General features: G+C 67.7%; 16 protein-coding genes and 1 pseudogene. All 17 read right to left on the reverse strand.

Features of this window, described 5'->3' with window-relative positions; translation table 11 throughout:
- A pseudogene (locus GORHZ_RS06750) lies at positions 1 to 1,155 on the reverse strand (hypothetical protein); the annotation flags it as partial.
- A gap of 31 nt (positions 1,156 to 1,186) precedes the next feature.
- Positions 1,187 to 2,632 carry a sigma 54-interacting transcriptional regulator gene (locus GORHZ_RS06755; RefSeq protein ID WP_006331456.1) on the reverse strand — a complete coding sequence of 482 codons (1,446 nt, stop codon included), beginning with the start codon at positions 2,630 to 2,632 and terminating at the stop codon, positions 1,187 to 1,189.
- A gap of 74 nt (positions 2,633 to 2,706) precedes the next feature.
- Positions 2,707 to 3,285 carry a maleylpyruvate isomerase family mycothiol-dependent enzyme gene (locus GORHZ_RS06760; RefSeq protein ID WP_006331457.1) on the reverse strand — a complete coding sequence of 193 codons (579 nt, stop codon included), beginning with the start codon at positions 3,283 to 3,285 and terminating at the stop codon, positions 2,707 to 2,709.
- A 3-nt stretch (positions 3,286 to 3,288) separates the two neighbouring features.
- Positions 3,289 to 3,783 (reverse strand): SRPBCC family protein, encoded by a 495-nt coding sequence (locus tag GORHZ_RS06765; protein ID WP_006331458.1) that lies wholly within the window; start codon positions 3,781 to 3,783, stop codon positions 3,289 to 3,291.
- Entirely contained in the window at positions 3,780 to 4,157 is a 378-nt protein-coding gene (locus GORHZ_RS06770; RefSeq protein ID WP_006331459.1) for an ArsR/SmtB family transcription factor, read from the reverse strand. The genes GORHZ_RS06765 and GORHZ_RS06770 overlap by 4 nt, the downstream gene beginning before the upstream one ends.
- A 328-nt stretch (positions 4,158 to 4,485) precedes the next feature.
- Positions 4,486 to 6,324, reverse strand: a complete 1,839-nt coding sequence (locus GORHZ_RS06775; protein ID WP_040530500.1) for an AMP-dependent synthetase/ligase — start codon at positions 6,322 to 6,324, stop codon at positions 4,486 to 4,488.
- Positions 6,325 to 6,688: 364 nt separating this feature from the next.
- Positions 6,689 to 7,432 carry a sulfite exporter TauE/SafE family protein gene (locus tag GORHZ_RS06780; RefSeq protein ID WP_006331461.1) on the reverse strand — a complete coding sequence of 248 codons (744 nt, stop codon included), beginning with the start codon at positions 7,430 to 7,432 and terminating at the stop codon, positions 6,689 to 6,691.
- A 12-nt stretch (positions 7,433 to 7,444) separates the two neighbouring features.
- Positions 7,445 to 9,046: a bifunctional phosphoribosylaminoimidazolecarboxamide formyltransferase/IMP cyclohydrolase gene (gene purH, locus GORHZ_RS06785; RefSeq protein ID WP_006331462.1), complete on the reverse strand. Its 1,602-nt coding sequence runs from the start codon at positions 9,044 to 9,046 to the stop codon at positions 7,445 to 7,447.
- On the reverse strand, positions 9,043 to 9,621 hold the full coding sequence (gene purN, locus GORHZ_RS06790; RefSeq protein WP_006331463.1) for a phosphoribosylglycinamide formyltransferase: 579 nt from the start codon (positions 9,619 to 9,621) through the stop codon (positions 9,043 to 9,045). Before purN ends, purH begins: the two co-directional genes overlap by 4 nt.
- Positions 9,622 to 9,744: 123 nt before the next feature.
- Positions 9,745 to 11,181, reverse strand: a complete 1,437-nt coding sequence (locus GORHZ_RS06795; protein WP_006331464.1) for a cell division protein PerM — start codon at positions 11,179 to 11,181, stop codon at positions 9,745 to 9,747.
- A 168-nt stretch (positions 11,182 to 11,349) separates the two neighbouring features.
- On the reverse strand, positions 11,350 to 12,546 hold the full coding sequence (locus GORHZ_RS31305; RefSeq protein ID WP_006331465.1) for a hypothetical protein: 1,197 nt from the start codon (positions 12,544 to 12,546) through the stop codon (positions 11,350 to 11,352).
- Positions 12,547 to 12,659: 113 nt separating this feature from the next.
- Positions 12,660 to 14,618 carry an acetoacetate--CoA ligase gene (locus GORHZ_RS06805; RefSeq protein WP_051998783.1) on the reverse strand — a complete coding sequence of 653 codons (1,959 nt, stop codon included), beginning with the start codon at positions 14,616 to 14,618 and terminating at the stop codon, positions 12,660 to 12,662.
- 46 nt (positions 14,619 to 14,664) lie between these two features.
- Positions 14,665 to 16,296 (reverse strand): AMP-binding protein, encoded by a 1,632-nt coding sequence (locus tag GORHZ_RS06810; RefSeq protein ID WP_006331467.1) that lies wholly within the window; start codon positions 16,294 to 16,296, stop codon positions 14,665 to 14,667.
- A 44-nt stretch (positions 16,297 to 16,340) separates the two neighbouring features.
- Positions 16,341 to 17,237: an HpcH/HpaI aldolase/citrate lyase family protein gene (locus GORHZ_RS06815; RefSeq protein WP_051998784.1), complete on the reverse strand. Its 897-nt coding sequence runs from the start codon at positions 17,235 to 17,237 to the stop codon at positions 16,341 to 16,343.
- Between the two features lie 2 nt (positions 17,238 to 17,239).
- Complete coding sequence (locus tag GORHZ_RS06820) at positions 17,240 to 17,725, reverse strand: MaoC family dehydratase (RefSeq protein ID WP_006331469.1); 486 nt, start codon at positions 17,723 to 17,725, stop codon at positions 17,240 to 17,242.
- On the reverse strand, positions 17,722 to 18,867 hold the full coding sequence (locus GORHZ_RS06825; RefSeq protein WP_006331470.1) for an acyl-CoA dehydrogenase family protein: 1,146 nt from the start codon (positions 18,865 to 18,867) through the stop codon (positions 17,722 to 17,724). The genes GORHZ_RS06820 and GORHZ_RS06825 overlap by 4 nt, the downstream gene beginning before the upstream one ends.
- Positions 18,867 to 20,978: an acetyl/propionyl/methylcrotonyl-CoA carboxylase subunit alpha gene (locus tag GORHZ_RS06830; protein WP_006331471.1), complete on the reverse strand. Its 2,112-nt coding sequence runs from the start codon at positions 20,976 to 20,978 to the stop codon at positions 18,867 to 18,869. Before GORHZ_RS06830 ends, GORHZ_RS06825 begins: the two co-directional genes overlap by 1 nt.
- Between the last annotated feature and the right edge of the window lie 4 nt (positions 20,979 to 20,982).

The following is a 20,982-nucleotide window of genomic DNA, read 5'->3' on the forward strand; positions in this document are numbered from 1 at the left end:
GGTCTGCCCCAGCTGCCGCATCGCTTTCGGGCTCAGCCGCAGCTGCCCGTCGGAAGTGCGGTCGAAGAAGCCTTGCTCCGACAACGCCTTCTCCAACTCGGCGAGTCGTCGTGCGTCGACGGCCGCCTCGTCACCCAGTTGCCGTGCCAGCGCGTCGATGTCGATGTCGTCGAGCTGCGCACCCGCATACTGTTGGGAGAGTTGCTCACTGAGGGCCTCGAGTTCGGAGATGTCGCGCAACGCCGCGGCACCTTCGCCGAGTCCCATCGGCTGATCCCCCTGAAACGACTGGGCATTGTCCCAGTCCAGACCCGGACGCGCCTGCCGTAACGCCGAATCCATCTGTGCGAGTTGACTCATCAGCTCAGGAGAACCGAAGGCCTGCTGCGCGAGCTGATCGAGTTCGGCTCGTTGTTCGGGCGTCAGCGAGTTGTAGAACTGCTGCGCGGCCGCGGCCCGCTGGGCCAGCGAGTCGATGAGTTCTTCGGTGTTGCGGGGGTTCTCCGGGAAGAAGTCACCGTGTTTCTCCATGAAGTCGTTGAACTGTTCGGTGGTGTCCTCGCCCCGGTTATGCGCGTCGAGCAACTCGTTGAGATCCGACAGCATCTCCGAGACGCGTTGTCGATCTTGGTCGTTCGCCCCTTCGAGGGCCTCTTTCATCCCGGCGAAACGCTGATCGAGCAGTTCGCGCCCGAGCAGGTCCTTGATCTTGTCGTAGTCCTCCCGGGCCTGCGGGCTGCGCCAATCATAGTCGGCGAGTTCCTCAACGGCCTGCGCTGTCGACGGTGGCAGACTACCGATCTGCATCTCGGCGAAGCGCGCATCGTCGTCGAGGTCCCGGGCGAGTTGCTTGCGCTCCTCGAGGAGCGCATGGTCGAGCAGTTCGCGGATCTCGGCGAACGTACCGTCGAGGTTGCGCTTCTTGAGCAGCTCCTGACGACGCCGGTTGACCTGCTCGCGCAGCCGGTCGAGCCCGCGCGTGTCCTGCGAGCCCCGACGCAGGAACTCCCGCAACGCACGCTGCGGCGACGTGCCGGCCATCACGTCGTCGCCGATTTCGCGCAACGCCTCCCGCAGGTCCACCGGGGGCGCAAGCGGATCCGGCCCACCGGTGTAGCGCTGGTATTGAGCACGGTGAAATGTTCTGCGGGCCATAGCTTGTGCCCCTTAGGTCGGTTGGTTGAGCTCAGCCATAGATCGTCTGCCCGGTTTCATCGGCCTCCTTGCCGATCCGCCGTGCCAGGAACAGGCCCTCGAGCGCGAGTTCGACGGCGCTGGCTCGTTCGCCGTCGATCTCGGCGTCGAGGCGTTCGGCGATCTCGTCGAGGACCTCGGCGGTGATGTCGGGCGAGGGGATCGAGTCGAGCAGGTCCGCGGCGGGCACCCGGTCGCCGGTGACCACCGGCTCACCGTTCTCCAGGGCTGTCACGAGCGGCGCCATGTCGATACCGCCGAGGTGGGCACGGACGGTGTCGGCCACCGACTTCCGCATCAGGTGCTCGAGGATCTCGAGTTCGCGGCCCTCTTCACCCGACTCGAACTCGATCTTGCCGCGCAGCACCTCAACGACCGATTCGAGGTCGACGACCCGCGCCACCGGCACCTCCTCGCCGGCCACCGTCGCCCGGTGCAGTGCGGCCGCCGCGACCGTCTCCGCCCCGGCGATGGAGAACCGCGCCGACACACCCGACCGCTGGTCGATGGACGGATGGTCACGGGCGTAGCGGGTGAACCGCGCCAGGATCTCGGTGATGAACGTCGGCACCGTCGCGGTGAGATCGGCCTCCTGCTCGATCACGGCGATCTCGTCGTCGAGTTCCAACGGGTAGTGCGTGCGGATCTCGGCTCCGAAGCGGTCCTTGAGCGGGGTGATGATCCGGCCGCGGTTGGTGTAGTCCTCGGGATTGGCACTTGCCATCACGAGCACATCGAGCGGTAGCCGCAACGTGTAGCCACGGACCTGGATGTCGCGCTCCTCCATCACGTTGAGCATCGACACCTGGATGCGTTCGGCGAGGTCGGGCAGCTCGTTGATGGCGACGATGCCGCGATGGGCCCGCGGGATGAGGCCGAAGTGGATGGTTTCCGGGTCGCCGAGGCTGCGACCCTCGGCCACCTTCATCGGGTCGATGTCACCGACGAGGTCGGCCACCGAGGTGTCGGGGGTGGCGAGCTTCTCGCTGTAGCGCGCGCTGCGGTGGCGCCACTCGATCGGCAGGTCGTCGAGCAGGTTGGCCGCCTTGCGGATCGACGCGGGCGTGATGGGCTCGTACGGATGTTCGCCGAGTTCCGCCCCGGCAATGATCGGTGTCCACTCGTCGAGCAGGCCGACCAGGGTCCGCAGGATGCGCGTCTTGCCCTGTCCGCGTTCGCCGAGCATCACCACGTCGTGGCCGGCGATCAGCGCCCGTTCGAGCTGTGGGATGACGGTGGCCTCGAAACCGACGATGCCCGGCCACGGGTCCCGGCCCTCCCGCAGGGCGGTCAACAGGTTGTTGCGGATCTCGTCGCGCACGCTGCGCTGGACATGGCCGCTGGCACGCAGTTCACCCAGGGTACGGGCGGACGGGTGGCGGGTTTCGGTGGTCTGGGAGGTAGGGCTGGTGAAGTTCTCCTCTGGCACCTTCTCCACGGTACTCCGCCTCCCGTGGGCCGCACGTCGGGAAATTCCTCGGCGAGAACGGCCCGCGCGGATCGGGGCAGCGCTCAGGACGCGACGTGCGAGTACGGGTCGCGCCCGATGAACCCGATGAGCCGGGTGACCGGGTCCGCGTCGGCGGGGACCGCCACCGGCGGACCGTACTGCCCTGACGACCGCAGCAGGTCCTCGATCCCGATCATGCCGTCGAGGAGTTGTTGAGCGAACTCCTCGTCGAGGTCGGCCGGGCGGCCTGCGGCGGTCGCGAGGTCCCAGGTGTGCATGAAGACGTCTGCGGTGTAGAAGCGGTCGACGGCGTCGGCGAGGCGATGTTCACCGGCCATCGGGTGCGCGAACAGGTCGTCGGCGGACGGGCCGTCGAGCAACGCCTGCACAGCCGCCACCTGGCTCGCCCACGCGGCCGACGGATCATCGGCCACCGAAGGCCCCTGTGGCAGTTGCACTCCCCCGCCGGCCAGGAAGCCCGGGAACCACTCGACGAGGTGGGCGACGACGTCGCGCGCCACCCACCCGTCGACCGGCGACGGGGCGTCCCAATTGGTCACCGCGCCAACCTGTTCGGTGAAGCCGGCCGCGACCGCGCGATGCCGGTCCGCCGGCGACAGACCGATGATTGATGCGGCCACGCCTCACACCTCTCCCGACGAGAGCAGGCCGTCGAGCTTGGCGTAGCCCTCGTTGACGCCCGTTTCCATCCCGGAGGCGAGCCAGCCATCGCGGTCGGCGAAGCTGTCACACAGCGACTGGGCATGCAACCGGGTCATGCCGTCGCCGAGGTCGGTGAACCACAGGGTTTCCAGCGCGACGTGGTCGGGCATGCCCTCGAAGGTGAAGGTCTGCACGATCTTCTCGTCGGAGACGGTGTGGAAGCACCCGCGGAACCCGAACTCCTCGTCACCCCGCGACGAGACGTAGCGCCAGCTGCCGCCGTCGCGGGCATCCCAGTCGACGATGCGACTGCTGATCGAGTCGGGTCCCACCCACCGGACGAACAGTTCGGGGTCGGTGTGCGCCTTCATCAACTGGGCGGGTGTGGCCCGGAAGTCGCGGGTGATGCGGATGATGGGAACTTCCCGATCGGCCTCGATCACGGCCTCGGGGTAGCGGGTCTGTACTGCGCTCATGACGCCTTTCCTTTCCTCGGTGGTTTCTCGTCCGTGTGGCGCTGCGCCGCGGGACCTTCGTTCATTTCTGCCAGCAGGGCGTCGAGGCGCTGGTACCGCTCCTCCGCCTGCCGGCGGTACCGCTCGATCCACTTGGTCATGAGGTCGAACACCTCCGCTTCCAGGTGGACCGGGCGGGTTTGCGCCTCCCGGCTTCGGGTCACCAGGCCGGCGTCCTCGAGCACCTTGAGGTGCTTGGACACCGCCTGGATGCTCACGTCGTAGGGCTCGGCGAGCTGACTGACCGTCGCGTCGGACGCCGCCAGACGCGCAACCATGTCACGCCGGGTGGGGTCCGCCAAGGCGGCGAACACCTTCGACAACTCGTCTGCCACCGAACCTCCTCAACCATTTGGTTGAATACAAGCCTGCGCCCGCATCGTCACGTTGTCAACCCCTTGGTTGAATAAGGATCCGACCGACGCACCAAATCTGCCGACAGAACCCAACAATTCGCCGACAGCACCCCGAATCTCGCCGACGGCACCCGGGATCTCGCCGACGGCACCCAGAATGTCGCCGACGGCACCCAGAATGTTGCCGACAGCACCCGAATTCTCGCCGCCAGAACCATGCCGTCACGCGACGACTTCCGACGACCGATGCCGTCGACGAACTCTCGGGTTCCGTCAGCGGTCTCCTGCCCGACGGCCCGGCGCCCGATTACCGGAGGTCAACGACCCTGTCGCCGGGAGTGTCGTCGTACAGCGCGGCGATCTCGTCGGCGTACTTCGCGGAAATGGGCTTGCGGCGCAGCTTCATCGTCGGCGTCAGCTCTTCGCCACCCAGGTCCCAGGCCACGGGCAGGATGGTGAACCGTTTGATCTGTTCAACCCTCGACAGTCTGCCGTTTCCGTTCCGGATGGCCGCGGTCACCTCTTCCACGACGGACGGATGCGTGGACAGTGTGGCGACATCGGCATCGGGCATGTCGAGCATCTTCGCCCGCGCCGCCGCCGCGTCCGGGTCGAGCACCACCAGCGCCGAGATGTATGGCTTGTCGTCGCCGATGGCGGCGACCTGGCCGATCAGCGAGGACGCCGCCTTCATCGTGTTCTCGATGTTGGTGGGCGACATGTTCTTACCCGCCTCGCTGATGATCAGTTCCTTCTTACGGTCCACGATCGTCACGAATCCATCGGCGTCGATCGTCGCGATGTCGCCGGTGGCCAGCCACCCGTCGGCATCGATCGTCTCCGCGGTCTTCTCGGGCATATTGCGATAACCACGCATCACCACCGCACCTCGGATCAACAACTCGCCGTCGTCAGCCACCTTCACTTCCACACCGGTGAGTGGCTTACCCACTGAGCCGAGCCTGAAATCCTCGGCGGTGTTCATGGTTCCGACGCAAGTCGTCTCCGACATCCCCCATCCCTCCAGCACCGGGATGCCGAGACCGAGGAAGAACTGCAACACGGTAGGCGGAATAGCAGACGCGCCTGAGATCGCGGAACGAAGATCGTCCATGCCCAGTGCCGCGCGGACCTTCTGCAGGATCAGCCTGTCCGCCAGGGCGTGCTGAATCCTGCCAATCGGACCCTGCTGACGTCCGTCAACGTACGCGGCGGCCGAAGCCGCGCCCGCGCCCAGCGCCCACGTGGCCAGTTTCTGCTTCACCGGACTGGTCTCCTCGGCGAGTCTCGCCTCGATGCCCGCTCGAATCTTCTGCCACACCCGCGGGACCCCGAAGAAGATGGTCGGCCGTACCTCCGGCAGGGCCGCTGCAACCTCCCTCGGGTCCGGCACCGTTGTCACCTGAGTGCCGAACACCATGTTGATCAGGTGGGAGAAGACACGCTCGGCAATATGTGCCGCAGGCAGATAGGAGATGACCCGGTCGTCGAAGGTGGGCTTTATGATCGGTCGCGACGCGAGGCCGCACGCGACCACGTTGCGGTGGCTGATCTCGACTCCCTTGGGCGGGCCGGTGGTGCCCGAGGTGTAGATCAGGATTGCGAGATCGTCGGGTTGCACGGCGCGCCACGACGCCTCGAAGTCGAAGCCCTCGGGCGCCGGTGCCTGCTCGAGATCGGCCAGCGTCATGGCGTCGCCGGCCGCACCGTCCACGACGATCGTGGTGCTCACTGCGGTGTCGGCGGCGCGGATGGCCGGCAGGAACACCTGCTCGGTGATCACTACCGTGTTCGCGGCATCCTTGAAGAGGTATTCGATCTGCTCGGGCGAACTGGTGTTGTAGATGGAGAACGGGGTCGCGCCGAGATGTAGCACGGCGGTGTCGACCAGATGGAACTCGGGACGGTTGGTCAGCATGATGCCGACCGTGTCGCCGTGACCGATCCCCAACGCGGCCAACCCTTGTGCGATGCTATGAACCCGTCGGCCGTACTCCGCCCAGGTGATCTCCTGAATGCCGCCGACGGTCCGCAACGCCACTGCGGATGGCCGAATACGGATCGTTTCCTGAAAGGCCTCGGGCAGCGTTGCCACGTCGGCGCCGCTCTCGTGCGGATATGTTATGCGTTCGGTCGACTGATCCATCAGCGATACTGGCCATTTCGTGGGTGGTCGAACGAGGACAGGCGCGGACGATGGGATCGTCGTAGTCAGTGAGCTTCGGAGGTCTCGAGGTTCAGGGTATCGCTTTCACCCGGTCGTGGAGGATGAATTGAATGGTCGAATGACAAGCACAGCAGGAAAACCCGAAGCCCATATTTGACTTGACCAATGGCGAGCCGCTCGTGCTTCCGCGCCCCTCATGCTCTCGGCGAGATTTCGGGTGCTCTCGGCGGCATTCCGGGTGCTCTCGGCGGCATTCCGGGTGCCGTCGGCGGCATTTCGGGTGCCGTCGACGAGATTTCGGGTGCCGTCGGCGAGAAACCGGGTGCCGTCGGCGAGGGCGGGGTCAGCCGACGGCGAGCCAGACGGCGAGGGCGAGTCCGCCGATCCCGACGACGATGCGCAACGGCTCTGCCGGAAGGCGTTTCACGACGGGCGGACCGCACCACCCACCGGCGAGGCAGCCGATGGCCATCGCGAGAGCGGCCGTCCAGTGCACCGGACCGAAGATCATGAAGCCGACGGCGGCGACGGTGTTGGCGATCCCCAGGAACACCGACTTCGACAGCGCCGCGCGCCACAGCGGTTCACTGGTGAGTACCAGCATCAGCGCGAGCACCATGATGCCGGCGCCCGCGCCGAAGTAGCCGCCGTATACCGAGATCAGGGTGAGCCCGACCAGCCACGCCCACGGGCGGTCGGAGTGGCTCGTGGCCCACCGACGCAGCACCGGCTGACACAGCAACGACACCGCCGCCAGAGCAACCAGGAACGGCACGATGGCCTCGAAGGCCCCCGGCGGGGTGATGAGCAGCGTCACCGCGCCGATCGTCCCGCCGACGAGGGAGGCGACCGCGCCACTGATCAGCCGGCGCCGATCACCGTCGAGCAGCACCCGGCCGGACTGTGCGGTGCTGCCGATGCCGACCGCCACCAACGACACCGTGTTGGTGACGTTCGCGGCAATCGGGTTGAGGCCCACCGCGAGCAGCGCCGGGTAGCTCACCACCGACGCCAGCCCGGTGATGTAACCGATCAGTCCGGCACCGAACCCCGCGGCGACCAGGAAGGCGAGTTCCGCCGCGCTCACCGGCGCGGCGACTCAGTGCGCGAAATGTCGGGCACCCGTGAGGTACAGGGTCACACCGGCTTCCGAGGCCGCTTCGATCACCTCGTTGTCGCGGATCGACCCGCCCGGCTGCACCACCGCGCGGACGCCACCGTCGATGAGCACCTGCAGCCCGTCCGGGAAAGGGAAGAACGCGTCGGAGGCGGCGACACTGCCGGCCGCGCGGTCACCGGCGCGGTTGACCGCCAGGTGCGCCGAGTCGACGCGGTTGACCTGCCCCATGCCGACGCCGACCGACGCACCGCCACTGGCCAGCAGGATGGCATTGGACTTGACCGACCGGCAAGCGCGCCATGCGAATTCGAGGTCGGCGAGCATGTCGGGATCGGCCGGGGCCCCGGCCGCCAGCGTCCAGTTCGCCGGATCGTCGCCGTCGGCGTCGAGGATGTCGCGCTGCTGCAGCAGGATGCCGCCCGAGACAGGACGCATCTCGATCCCGCCAGGGTGCGGCGGAACCGCACGCAGAATGCGGATGTTCTTCTTGCGCATCAGGACCGACAGCGCGCCGTCGGCAAATCCCGGCGCGATGATGACCTCGGTGAAGATCTCGGCGACCTGCTCGGCCATCTCGACGGTGATCTCACGGTTGGCCGCGATGACACCACCGTAGGCGCTGACCGGGTCGCAGGCGTGCGCCTTGCGGTGGGCTTCACCGATGTCGGCGCCGACCGCGATACCGCACGGGTTGGCGTGCTTGATGATCGCCACCGCGGGCACATCGAAGTCGTGCGCGCTGCGCCAGGCGGCGTCGGAATCGGTGTAGTTGTTGTAGCTCATCTCCTTGCCGTGCAGCTGTTCGGCAGAGGCCAGCCCGACCGGATTGTCGTTGGAGAGGTAGAGAGCCGCGGCCTGATGCGGGTTCTCGCCATAGCGCAGGACCGACGACCGCGTCCAGGTGCCGCCGACCCACTCCGGGAACACCGACGGCTCGGCCTGCTCGTCCTCCGCGGCCGCGGCGGGTGCGACGACGCTCGACATCCACGAGGCGACGGCTACGTCGTAGTCGGCGGTGTGCCGGAAGGCCTTGGCGGCGAACTGCTGCCGCTGCGCGAGGGTGAAACCGCCCGAGGCCGCGGCGGTGGCGACGGCCTCGTAGTCGGACGGATCGACCACCACGGCGACACTGGGATGGTTCTTGGCGGCGCCGCGCACCATCGATGGGCCGCCGATGTCGATCTGCTCGATGCACTCGTCCGGCGACGCACCCGACGCGACGGTCGCGGTGAACGGATACAGGTTGACGATGACGAGATCGAAAGCCGCGACACCGAGTTCGGCGAGCTGATCGACGTGGCTCTGCTTGCGGCTGTCGGCGAGGATGCCCGCGTGCACCTTCGGGTGCAGCGTCTTGACACGTCCGTCGAGACATTCGGGGAAGCCGGTCAGCGTGGACACCTCGACCACCGGCACACCGGTGTCCGCAATGGTTTTCGCGGTGGAGCCGGTGGAGACGATCTCCACCCCGGCGGCGTTCAGCGCCGTCGCCAGTTCCGCGAGCCCGGCCTTGTCGTACACGCTGACCAACGCACGGCGGATCGGTCTGCGGGAGTTGCCGGAGGGACTCTGTGCGTTCACGGGATGGAGGCCTTTCGTCCGTCGATCACTACACCTTTGGTGACGACATCCGTCACCACGTCGGCGAGCAGTACCCGCTCGACCGACTTGATTCGTTCATGGAGCGACGCTTCGGTGTCGTCGGCCCGGACCTCGACGGCGCGCTGCGCCAGGATGGGGCCGGTGTCGACTCCGTCGTCGACGAGGTGCACCGTGGTGCCGGTGACCTTGACGCCGTGCGCGAGCGCGTCGGCCACCCCGTGCGCACCGGGGAACGACGGCAGCAGGGCCGGATGCGAGTTGACGATCCGCCCGCCGAAGCGACTGAGGAACAGCGGCCCGAGGATCTTCATGAAACCGGCCGTCACGACCCATTGCGGTTCGAAGGCGGCGACCCCGTCGGTGAGGTCGGCGTCCCAGGCCGCACGATCGGTGTGATCGGACACCCGGCACCGCAGTACGGGAATCGACCATTCGCGCGCGATGTCGGCAGCGCGGCAGTCGCGGTCGGTGACGACGGCCACGACCCGGAACGGGGCGTCCCGATCGGCGCGTTCGAGCAGGGCTTCCATCAAAGAGCCGGTGCCCGACGCCATCACGACGATGGGTACGCGCTGCCCCGACGCGGGAGGGCGTGGTGGGGCTGCGTTCACAACGACGAGCCTAGTGGGCGGCTTCGGTGTCCGGGTCGTCGGGTCGCCCCGCGAAGAGCCCGGTGCTCAGTGGTGATCCGAGGAGTATTCGACCTCATCGAGGTCGAGATCGGCCGGACCGCCCGCCTCGATCGGATCGGAGACTCCGACGCCGTCCGGCTCGTCGCCGGCCGGTTCCTCGATCTCGTCGGTTTCCCAGTCGGCGTCGCCGTAGTCGTACTCGTCGTCGCGGTCGTCGTACTCGTCGGTGAGGTAGTCGTCTGCATAGCCGTACTCGTCGAGGTCGTCGTCGAACTCGTCGACGCCGAACCGACGGGCCGCCCGCGTCGACGGCAGGACGCCGTAGACGAGTGCCACGACCAGTCCCACGACGACGATCCAGCCGAGCGTGAAGACCCCGAGGGTCGGGACGGTGATGCGGGCGTCGCCGAATTCACCGAGTGCGCCGCCGGCCATGGTGGCGAGCAGCACCATCGTCGAGGCGGCGACCGCACCCGCGACGGCGACCGATCGGACGTTCGCCAGCGGATCGAGGTCGCGGCAACGCACGGCCACCACCACCGCGATCGCCAACGGGATACCGAAGCCGATGACGCCCCACGTACCCAGGCCCGACTCCGGCAACAGGCCGAGGATCGGCAGCGGTGGGAGCGGACCGGCCTGGACGTCGAGGAGGTCCACGGAGGCCGTACCGATGTGGACGTCGGTACCGATGAGGATGCCGGCGGCACCGACCACGAGATTCGGCAGATACAACACCGACAGTCCGGTCAGCCCGAGGTAACCGTCGAAGTCGTGACCGCCTGCGATCAGCTCACCGATGACGTCCCAGCGTTGCACGATCCGGACCACGACGACCACGGCACCGCAGGTGAGCAGCGCGACCACGGCGATGGCGCCGCCGCGGACCCCGCGACGCACCGATCGTGGGACGCCGAAACGTTCATAGCAGTCACGGCGTCGACTCCACAGGATTCCGAGCGCCGCGGCGCCGCCGTGGATGCCGAGGGTGTAGGCGAATGCGGTCAGCGGCAGTGGGCTCTGGATCGGCAGCACCGACGATCCGTCCATGATCACCGCCAACGAGAGCGCGGTGATGAGCATCGGCCCGCCGATCGCGGAGCAGAAGACCGCGATCAACTCGGCGCCCGAGCGTTTCGATGCGGCCGCGGACGCGGCCATGCGGGCGGAGGCGGCGCCGATGATCAGGGTCGGCAGGAGCGGGAGCACCCCGATCGTGACACCGCTGATGGTGACCGGGACCTGATGGATGGCCAGCCACACGGCGCCGGTTGCGGGCCCGACCCCTGCGATCCCGCTGCCCGCGAGGAGCAGCACGGACAACACGACGAGCACCGACACCACGAGCGTGATCATCGGAACCGCGAACGCGACGACGACCAGCGCCCGCGCGGAGCCGTCGACCATCGAGCGTTGGGCACGGCTGAGTCGCCGCACCTGACGCAGGCGCGACGCGAGGTTGTCGGCAGTTGGCGAGGACATCGCTACGAGCCTGACACGCCACAACCGTCACACCCGGCAGACGCGCCGCGCCAACCTCAGAAAGCGACATGCGTCGCAGGGACGCCGCATGCTGCGCCGGTCCCCTCCGACGCGAACGCCCCGCCGACGACTCGGCGGGGCGTTCGCGGTGACCTGCGGTCGCGGGCGTCACTGCCCGGTCGGCGGCTCCGACTTCTTGAACGCCGTGGTGGCGTCGTGACTCTTCTCGGCCGACGATCCGGTGTTCTCGGCGGTGTAGCCGGCCGAGGAGGAGCTGTCGGTCGTCCCCGCCGTCGGCGTGTAGCCGGCCGCCGACGGCGACGAGGACGACGATCCGTAGGCGCTGTACGGCGACGACGCGGTCGAACTCGCACTGCCGGTCGAACTCGCGCTGCCGTAGGTGCTGCCGTACTTGTCCAGGTAGGAGGTGGACGGCGACTGCGTCTGCGCCCCGCTCGCGGCCTGGGCATCACCGTAGGCCGACGACGTCACCTGGGTGTCGGGCGCCGCGGCCGGAGCCTGCGGCTGCACCTGGGTCGGTGCGGCGGCGGTCGCGGTCGCGGCGCTTGCCGTCGCGGCTTCGGCGCCCGGCGCCACCTTGACCTTCTCCGCGGCGACGAACAGCCAGAACACCGAGAGAGCCGCGACGATCAGCGCCAGGGTCAGCTGGGCGTAGTCGATGCCCGCGTTGGAGATGAAACGCGAACTCTGGGCGGCGGTGTGGATGACCGCGTACAGGTCGAGAATCGCGGTCGAGACCGCGGCGGCCGCGATCACCGGCACCGACACCTTCGACTCGACGAACCGGGCCAGTGTCAGCAGCGCCAGCACCGCCACGAACGCCATCGACAGCAGGAAGCTCCCGAGGTTCCAGAAGCTCACGATCACGTCGGTGGCCGCGACCAGGGTGACGCCGATCGCCAGCATGTCACCGATGTTGGCCGGCAACCCCTGGCTCGCCGGCTTGGGGGCCGTGTAGCCGTACTGTCCGTAGCCCTGCGGATATTGCTGACCGTAGCCCTGCGGGTACAGCTGGCCATAACCCTGTTGACCGCTCGCCTGGCCATAACCCTGCTGGCCACTCGGCTGGCCGTAGCCCTGCTGGCCACTCGGCTGTCCATAGCCTTGCTGACCACTCGGCTGTCCATAGCTCTGCTGGCCGTATCCCGGCTGACCGTAGCTCTGTTGGCCCGGCTGACCGTAGCCCTGTTGGCCCGGCTGACCGTAGCCCTGTTGGCCCTGCTGGCCATATCCCTGTTGGCCATAGCCCTGCTGGCCGTAGCCGCCGGACTCCTGCTGGCCGGACTGCGGGTAACCGCCGTACTGGCCGTAGCCCTGCTGCCCGGATCCCGGTTGGTAAGTCATCGGATCTCCTGCTCAGTCGTCTCGCCCCCACATGAGCGCATGTAGCCGCGCCCAACGCTACAGGTTCCCTGCCGGAATTCTCGGTGCGGGCTCGTGGGGTCCAACCTCCACAGTTACCAGCGATGAGCCGTCCCCTGCTGCGCGTACCACGCGATCAGGTCATAGTCGTCGACGGACTTGGGGTCGACGTTGACCTCGGCCCGCCCTGCGAGGATGCCGGTGACGGGAACCTCCAGCTTCTTGCCGGTACGCGTGTGCGGGATGCCGGGCGCCTCGATGATCTCGTCGGGCACGTGCCGTGGCGACAGCCTCCAACGCACTTCAGCGGCGACACGGGTGCGCAGCTCGTCATCGAGCCTCGCCCCCGGGACCAGCGTGACGAACAGAGGCATCCAGTAGGCGCCGCCGGGCCCGTCGACACCGAGCACGAAGGCCTCGGCGATCTCGTCGATACCTTCGACGACCTCATAGATGTCGGCCGATCCCATCCGGATACCGTGCCGGTTGAGGGTGGCATCGCTGCGTCCGTGAATGATCAACGAGCCGCGGTCGGTGACCGTGACCCAATCCCCGTGCCGCCACACCGGCCGCGGCGGCGGGTTCTGCCATTCATGATCGAAGTAGGCGGCCCGATACCGGGCGCCGTCGGCGTCGTTCCAGAACGAAACCGGCATCGACGGCATCGGTTCCGTGATGACCATTTCCCCCACCTCGCCGACCAGCGGGGTGCGGTCGGGCGCCCAGCTCTCCAGGGCGACCCCGAGATAGCGCACCGACAGTTCGCCGGCCACCACCGGCACCCCGGTCGAACCGCCGGCGAAGGCGGTGACGACGTCGGTGCCGCCGCTGATCGACGAAATCGGCAGCCCCGATTTCACGTTGTCGTCGACCCAGGTGAACAGGTCCGCGGCCAGGGTGGAGCCGGTACTGCCCAGGGTGCGCAGCGCCGAAAGGTCGTGGTCGGTACCGGGCGCGAGATTCGCCTTGCGGGAGGCCTGCAGCTGACCCGGGCTGGTGCCGAAGTAGGTGACGCCCTCGGATTCGACGATCTGCCACAGCCGGTCGGCGTCGGGGTACAGAGGTGAGCCGCTGTAACAGACGATCCGTGCGCCGCAGAGCAATCCGGCGACCTGGAAGTTCCACATCATCCAGCTCAGCGCGGTCTGCCAGAAGAACACGTCGTCGGGACCCAGATCGCCGTGGAGCCCGGCCGCCTTGAGATGTTCGACGACGACCCCGCCGTGACCGTGCACGATCCCCTTGGGCCTACCGGTGGTGCCCGAGCTGAACAACACCCACAGCGGGTGGTCGAAGGCCACCGACGCCGGCTCGATCGGTGGGCCTGCCGCTGCGACCGCATCGGGGTAGGCAATCCGCCGCACCCCCGACGTTCCGTCGGCAGCCGTGTCGGTCTTCTCGCCGACCACGACGTGCGCCACCAGCTCTGGCAGCAGGAGGGCCAGTTCGCCGCTGTCGGCGGACTTGTCGACCGATTTGCCGTTGTAGTGGTAGCCCTGCGCGCTCACCAGCACCTTCGGCGACAGTTGAGCGAGCCGCCCGGCGGCACCCTCGGGGGCGTAGTCCTGTCCGCAGCCCGACCAGATCGCGCCCACATGGGCGGTGCCGAGGAAGGCGATCACCGCCTCCGGGATGTCGGGCAGATATGCGGCGACGACGTCACCCTGGCCGACACCGAGCCCGGTCAGGGTCCTGGCGAATCCCGCCACCAGTGCGGGCAGGTCCGACCAGGCGATCTCGGTGCGGTCACCGGTCTCGTCGATCCCCACGATCGCCGCGCCGGGGCGCTGCGCGTGACGCAGGATCGCCGACACATAGTTGAGGCGTACCCGCGGAAACCACTTCGCGCCCGGCATGGTGGAGTCGGCGAGGATGTCGGCGTCTCCGGCGATCGGGCGGCCGTCGGTGGTCTCGGCGATGTCGTCGAGCCGGTAGAAATCCCATACCGCATGCCAAAATCCGGCGGGCTCGTCGACCGACCAGCGCCACAACGCGTCGTAGTCTGCGAGCGGGCGCCCCGACCGGCTCCGGGCGAGCTCGGTGAACGACGCCATCTGGGTGTCGGCTGGGTCCTCTTCAGTTGTCACTGGTGAAAACCGCTCACAGGCCCAGGATCTCGACGGACTCGGCACGCATCTGCACCTTGCGGACCTTACCCGTCACGGTCATCGGGAAGTCCTTGACGACATGCACATAACGCGGGATCTTGTGACGGGCGATCTTGCCGGTGGCGAACTCCCGCAGGTCGTCCTCGGTGAAATCGCTGACCCCGTCACGCAGCCGCACCCACGCCATCAACTCCTCCCCGTACTTCGCGTCCGGCACCCCGATCACCTGGGCGTCGAGGATGTCGGGGTGGGTGTAGAGGAACTCCTCGATCTCGCGAGGGTAGATGTTCTCGCCGCCGCGGATCACCATGTCCTTGATCCGGCCGGTGATGCGGACATACCCGTTGTCGTCCATCACGGCGAGGTCACCGGTGTGCATCCACCCGTCGGTGTCGATGGCCTCGGCGGTCTTCTCCGGCTGGTTCCAGTAGCCCTTCATCACCGAGTAGCCGCGGGTGCAGAACTCGCCGGTTTCACCGCGACGCAACGTCTCCCCGGTCGCCGGATCGACGACCTTGATCTCGAGGTGCGGTCCCACGCGTCCGACGGTCCCGACCCGCAGCTCCAACGGATCGTCGATACGCGTCTGTGTGGACACCGGCGACGTCTCGGTCATGCCGTAGCAGATGGAGACCTCGCGCATGTGCATCCGGTCGACGACCTGCCGCATCGTGTGTTCGGGACAGGGCGATCCGGCCATGATCCCTGTGCGCAGGCTCGACAGATCGTAATCGCTTGCGTCTCCGTGGCTGTCGAGGAGGGCGAGTTCGGCGATGAACATCGTCGGTACCCCGTAGAGACTGGTGCAGCGGTATTCCGACACCGCGCGCAGCGTGGCCGCGGGATCGAATGCGGGGGCCGGGATGACCATGGCCGCACCGTGACTGGTCGCCGCCAGATTGCCCATCACCATGCCGAAGCAGTGGTAGAACGGCACCGGCAGACAGATCCGGTCGGCGTCGGTGTAGTTGATCAGCTCGCCGACGAGGTAGCCGTTGTTGGCGATGTTGCGGTGGGTCAGGGTGGCACCCTTGGGGAATCCTGTGGTGCCGGAGGTGTACTGAATGTTGATCGGGTCGTCGGGGGTCAACGACGCGCCGATCTCGGCCACCCGGGCCAGTTCGTCGGCGGTCGGGTCGGCGAGCAGCGCGGTCCACTCGGGGGCCTCGAACAGGACGACCTCACGCAGGTCGGGGCAGTTCGGCCGGGCCTCGGCCAACATCGACGCGTAGGCGGAGTCCTTGAAGCGCTCGGCCGCGAAGACGAAACCGATCTCCGACTGGCCGAGTGCGTACTCGATCTCGTTCTGCCGGTATGCGGGGTTGAGATTGACCAGAATGGCACCGATCTCGGCGGTCGCATACTGGGTGAGCACCCATTCGAAACGGTTGGGTGCCCACAGCCCGACCCGGTCACCGGTCGTGACTCCAAGCCGCAGCAGGCCGGCCGCCAGGGCACGAACATCCCGGTGGAACTCGGTGTAGGTCCACTGTCGTCCGGCGGCCGCGTCGATGAGAGCCACATTGTCGCCGTAGTTCTCGACGGTCCGCGCCAGCGTTGCGCCGATGGTCTCACTCAGCAGTGCCGGGGTGTCCTCGCCGACGGCATAGGCAAGTTCGGTCATGTCTTACTCCGGTTTCTCCATGTCGTTGTTGCCGAATGGTCAGGTCAGGTCTGGTCGGGCGTCGCGTTGTCGCCCACCGGAACGTCCAGGGCGGCAACGGCTCTCGCGAGCACCACCTCCGCCTGACGCAGCACCGGGCCGTCGATCATCTGGCCTTCGAGACTGAACACGCTGCCATGGTGAGCCTCGGATCCCTCGACGACCTTACGCGCCCAGTCGATTTCGTCCTCCGATGGTCGGTATCCGTCCCGGATGTAGGGCACCTGGGACGGGTGGATACACGCGGTCGCGGTGTAGCCAACTGCGACCGCGTCACGCACCTCGGCGATCAGCCCCGCGGTGTCGTTGATGTCGATGTGTACCGAGTCGACTGCGAATTTGTCGTGCGCGGCGGCCGCGATCCGGGTCAGTGATCGCACATAGCGGGCGACCTCACGGTACTCGCCGGGCCGGATCTCGTCGGGGCCGAATCGGCTGGACTTGCCGCCCAGGCCGGCGACGAGGTCCTCGGCGCCCCACATCAGTCCGATGCAGTTGACCGCGGAGGCGATCTCGTGGGCTCGGGTCGCGCCGAGCGGTGTCTCGATGAGCGCGATGGTCTGCAACGCGGTCGCGATGATGGAGTCGGGGTCCTCGGCCTTGGCCTGCATCACCACGCGATAGTTGGTGTCGGCGATGGCGGCCAGGTCGCGCCGGTAGTCGCCGGTGCCGGACGGATTGATCCGCACGATGGCGCGGTCGGGATCAATCGGGTGGGCGATGAGGGCCTCTCGGGCCGCTACGCGGTTCTCGGGGGAAACCGCGTCCTCGAGGTCGAGGATCACCACGTCGGCGCGGTCGAGCGCCTTCTGATATCGCTCGGGCCGGTCGGCCGGACAGAACAACAGTGCAGGTCCGGGCGGTGTCCACGCGTTGGCGAGTTTCTGGGGGTTGGAAGGCATCACTATCCCACTGGGTCTTTACGCACCAGCGTGGCCCGCGCGGCCCGCGCGACGACCTCGCCGTGCTGGTTTCGTCCGATGTGGGTCAAGTTCACCACACCTTCACCCGGTCGCGACTTCGATTCACGCTTGCCGGTGCACTCGGTCTCGGCGTAGAGCGTGTCGCCCGCGAACAGCGGTGCGGGGAACGCGACCTCACTGAACCCGAGGTTGGCGACCAGGGTGCCCTGGGTGAGCTGGGAGACCGACAGCCCGACGATCGTCGACAGCGTGAACATCGAGTTGATGAGACGTTGTCCGCCGAAGCCGGGTTGTTGGGCCGACCAGGCGGCGTCGAGGTGCAGCGCCTGGGTGTTCATGGTGAGCGTGGTGAACAGAACGTTGTCGGCCTCGGTGACGGTGCGGCCCGGGCGGTGCTCGTAGACGGTGCCCTCGTCGAACTCCTCGAACCACAGGCCGCGCTGCACGACCCGGATCGCCTCGCTCATGCGAACCCCAGTTCCCGCGCGATCAGCATCAGCTGGACCTCGGTGGTGCCCTCGCCGATCTCGAGGATCTTGGAGTCGCGGTAGTGGCGGGCGACCGGATACTCGTTCATGAAGCCGTAGCCGCCGTGGATCTGCGTCGCCATCCGCGCGTTGTCCATCGCCGCCTCGCTGGCGATCATCTTGGCGATCGACGCCTCCTTCTTGAATGGTTTGCCGGCCAGCATCTTGGCCGCCGCGTCGTAGTAGGCGGTGCGCGCGACGTGGGCGCGGGCCTCCATACGGGCGATCGCGAACGACACTGACTGGTATTCGCCGATCGGTTTGCCGAACGACTGACGCTCCTTGGCGTACTTGACGCTCTCGTCGACACAGCCCTGCGCGGCGCCGGTGGCCAGCGCGGCGATCGCGATGCGCCCCTCGTCGAGGATCGACAAGAAGTTCGCGTAGCCGCGTCCCCGCTCACCGAGAAGGTTCTCGGCCGGCACCCGGGCGTCGGTGAAGGTCAACGGATGGGTGTCCGAGGCATTCCAGCCGACCTTGTTGTAGGCGGGTTCGGCGGTGAAACCGGGAGTGTCGGACGGCACGATGATCGTGGAGATCTCCTTGCGGCCGTTCTCCTTCGTACCGGTGACGGCCGTGACGGTCACCAGCGAGGTGATGTCGGTGCCGGAGTTGGTGATGAACTGCTTGGCGCCGTTGACGATCCACGAATCGCCGTCGTCCTTCGCAGTGGTCGCCGTCGCGCCTGCATCCGAACCCGCGCCCGGCTCGGTGAGACCGAATCCGGCCAGTGCGCGGCCCGCCGTCAGGTCGGGCAGCCACCGCTGCTTCTGTTCCTCGGTGCCGTACTTGTAGATGGGCATGGCGCCGAGACCGACACCTGCCTCGAGCGTGATGGCCACCGACTGGTCCACCTTGCCGAGTTCCTCGAGCGCGAGCGCGAGCGCGAAGTAGTCGCCACCCATGCCGCCGTACTCTTCGGAGAAGGGCAGCCCGAACAGGCCCATCTTGCCCATCTGAGCGACGACCTCGTACGGGAAGCTGTGTTCGGCATCGTGTTTCGCCGCGACCGGCGCGACCACCTGCTGGGCGAAGTCACGCACGGACGCGATGAGGTCGGTGTACTCCTGACTGAGTTCCATCAGTCCTCCTTCTCGGATTCGGTCTGCTGTTCGGCAGCGACCTGGGCGAGCGCCTGCCCGGCCGCGACCTTCTCACCGACGCGGGTCGCGATCGCCACGACACCGTCGATGGGTGCGGTCAGTGTGTGTTCCATCTTCATCGCCTCAACGACGACGATCGGGCTGCCCGCGGTCACGGTGTTCCCGGCCGAGGCGAGGACAGCGACGACGGTGCCGGGCATCGGGGACAGGATGTCACCGGCGTGCTCGTCGGCGGCCTCTTCCAGCAGCGGCCGGGCGACGTCGAGCACCCATGTGCCGTGTGGGCCGGCGACCCACCACGACCCGTCGACCTCGGCTTTCGACCACGACTGACTGACCCCGTTGACGATGAGCCGCCGCGTCTGGTCCCCGGCCCGTTGTGTGCGCCGGTAGGTGACCGACGCCTCCCACGGCTCACGGTCGGCGTCCTCGTAGATCACGGTGGCGTGCCCGGTCAACATCTCCTCGGTCGCGGACTCCACCAGGGTGGACACGGTGAAATGGTGTGGACCCCAGGTCAACCGGGTCACCACGGGTTCGACCTCGCCGATCCGCCAGCCCACCGCGGCCTGCCACACGTCGCCGCGGACGCGGGGGCCGATACGCGCCACCCCCACGAGCGCGAGAGCCTCGGGCACCGGTTCCGCCACCGCATAGTCGACGACGAGCCGATCGAGAAGGGCGGTGTCGAGGTCGGCGTCACGCACCGCCTGCTGCGCCAGCACGAAGCGGCAGAAATCGACGTTGGTCGTCACGCCGAGGACCCGGGTGTGCGCGAGCGCCTGATCGAGGCGTTCGAGGGCCTCGTCCCGGTCGTGTCCGTGGGCGATGACCTTCGCCAGCATCGGGTCGTAGTCGCTGCCCACCACGAGCCCCTCGGCCATCGCCGAGTCGACGCGCACTCCGCGGAACGCATTGGGCCCGCTCGCTTCGCTCCCAGCGCCCGCCGCAGAGCTGTCGGGGTGTACGAGATGGGTGATCGTGCCGCCGGTCGGCAGGAACCCGTTTGCCGGATCCTCGGCGTAGACACGGGCCTCGATGGCGTGGCCGGTCAGCACGATATCGTCCTGGGCCAGGCCGAGCACCTCGCCGCGGGCGACCCGGATCTGCTGCTCCACCAGATCGATTCCCGTGACGAGCTCGGTCACCGGATGTTCGACCTGCAGGCGGGTGTTCATCTCCATGAAGAAGAACTCGTCGGGGCGGTGCGCGGACACGATGAACTCGACCGTGCCGGCGCCGGTGTAGCCGACGCTGCGGGCGGCGTCGCAGGCGGCCTGTCCGATCCGGGCGCGGGTGGCCTCGTCGAGCAGCGCCGACGGCGCCTCCTCGATGACCTTCTGATGCCGGCGCTGCAGCGAGCATTCACGTTCGCCGAGGTGGATGACGTTGCCGTGTTCGTCGGCGAGGATCTGCACCTCGATGTGGCGCGGGGTGTCCACGAAGTGCTCGAGGAACAGCGCGTCGTCGCCGAACGCGGACCCGGCCTCGCGGCGGGCGCGTTGCAGGGCGGCGGGCAGGTCTGCGGCATCCTCCACCCGATGCATGCCCTTGCCTCCACCGCCGGCGCTCGGCTTGATCAGCACCGGGAACCCGATGTCGGGCGCCGCGGAGATGAGGTCCTCGTCGGCGAGACCGGGGCGGGACAGACCCGGCACCACCGGCACGTCGCGTTCGGTGACCGCGGCGCGGGCGGTGATCTTGTCGCCCATCGTCGCGATTGCCTCGGCCGGTGGTCCGACGAAGACGATCCCGGCGTCGGCGAGTGCGGCCGCGAACTTCTGGTTCTCCGAGAGGAATCCGTAGCCGGGATGGACCGCGTCGGCGCCGGTCTCGGTGGCCGCACGCACCACCGCGTCGATGTCGAGATAGCTCTGGGTGGCCGCGGCAGGACCGATCCGCACGGCGACGTCGGCCTCCCGGACGTGGCGCGCGTCGGCGTCGGCATCGGAGTAGACCGCGATGCTGCGGATTCCCATGCGGCGCAACGTATCGATGACCCGGCAGGCGATCTCACCGCGGTTGGCGATGAGCACGCTGCGGATCGGCCGCGTGGCAGTGGTGTTGGGGCGGGTTGTCTGTGTCATCATCGGG

Source organism: Gordonia rhizosphera NBRC 16068, from assembly GCF_000298195.1.
GTDB lineage: Bacteria > Actinomycetota > Actinomycetes > Mycobacteriales > Mycobacteriaceae > Gordonia > Gordonia rhizosphera.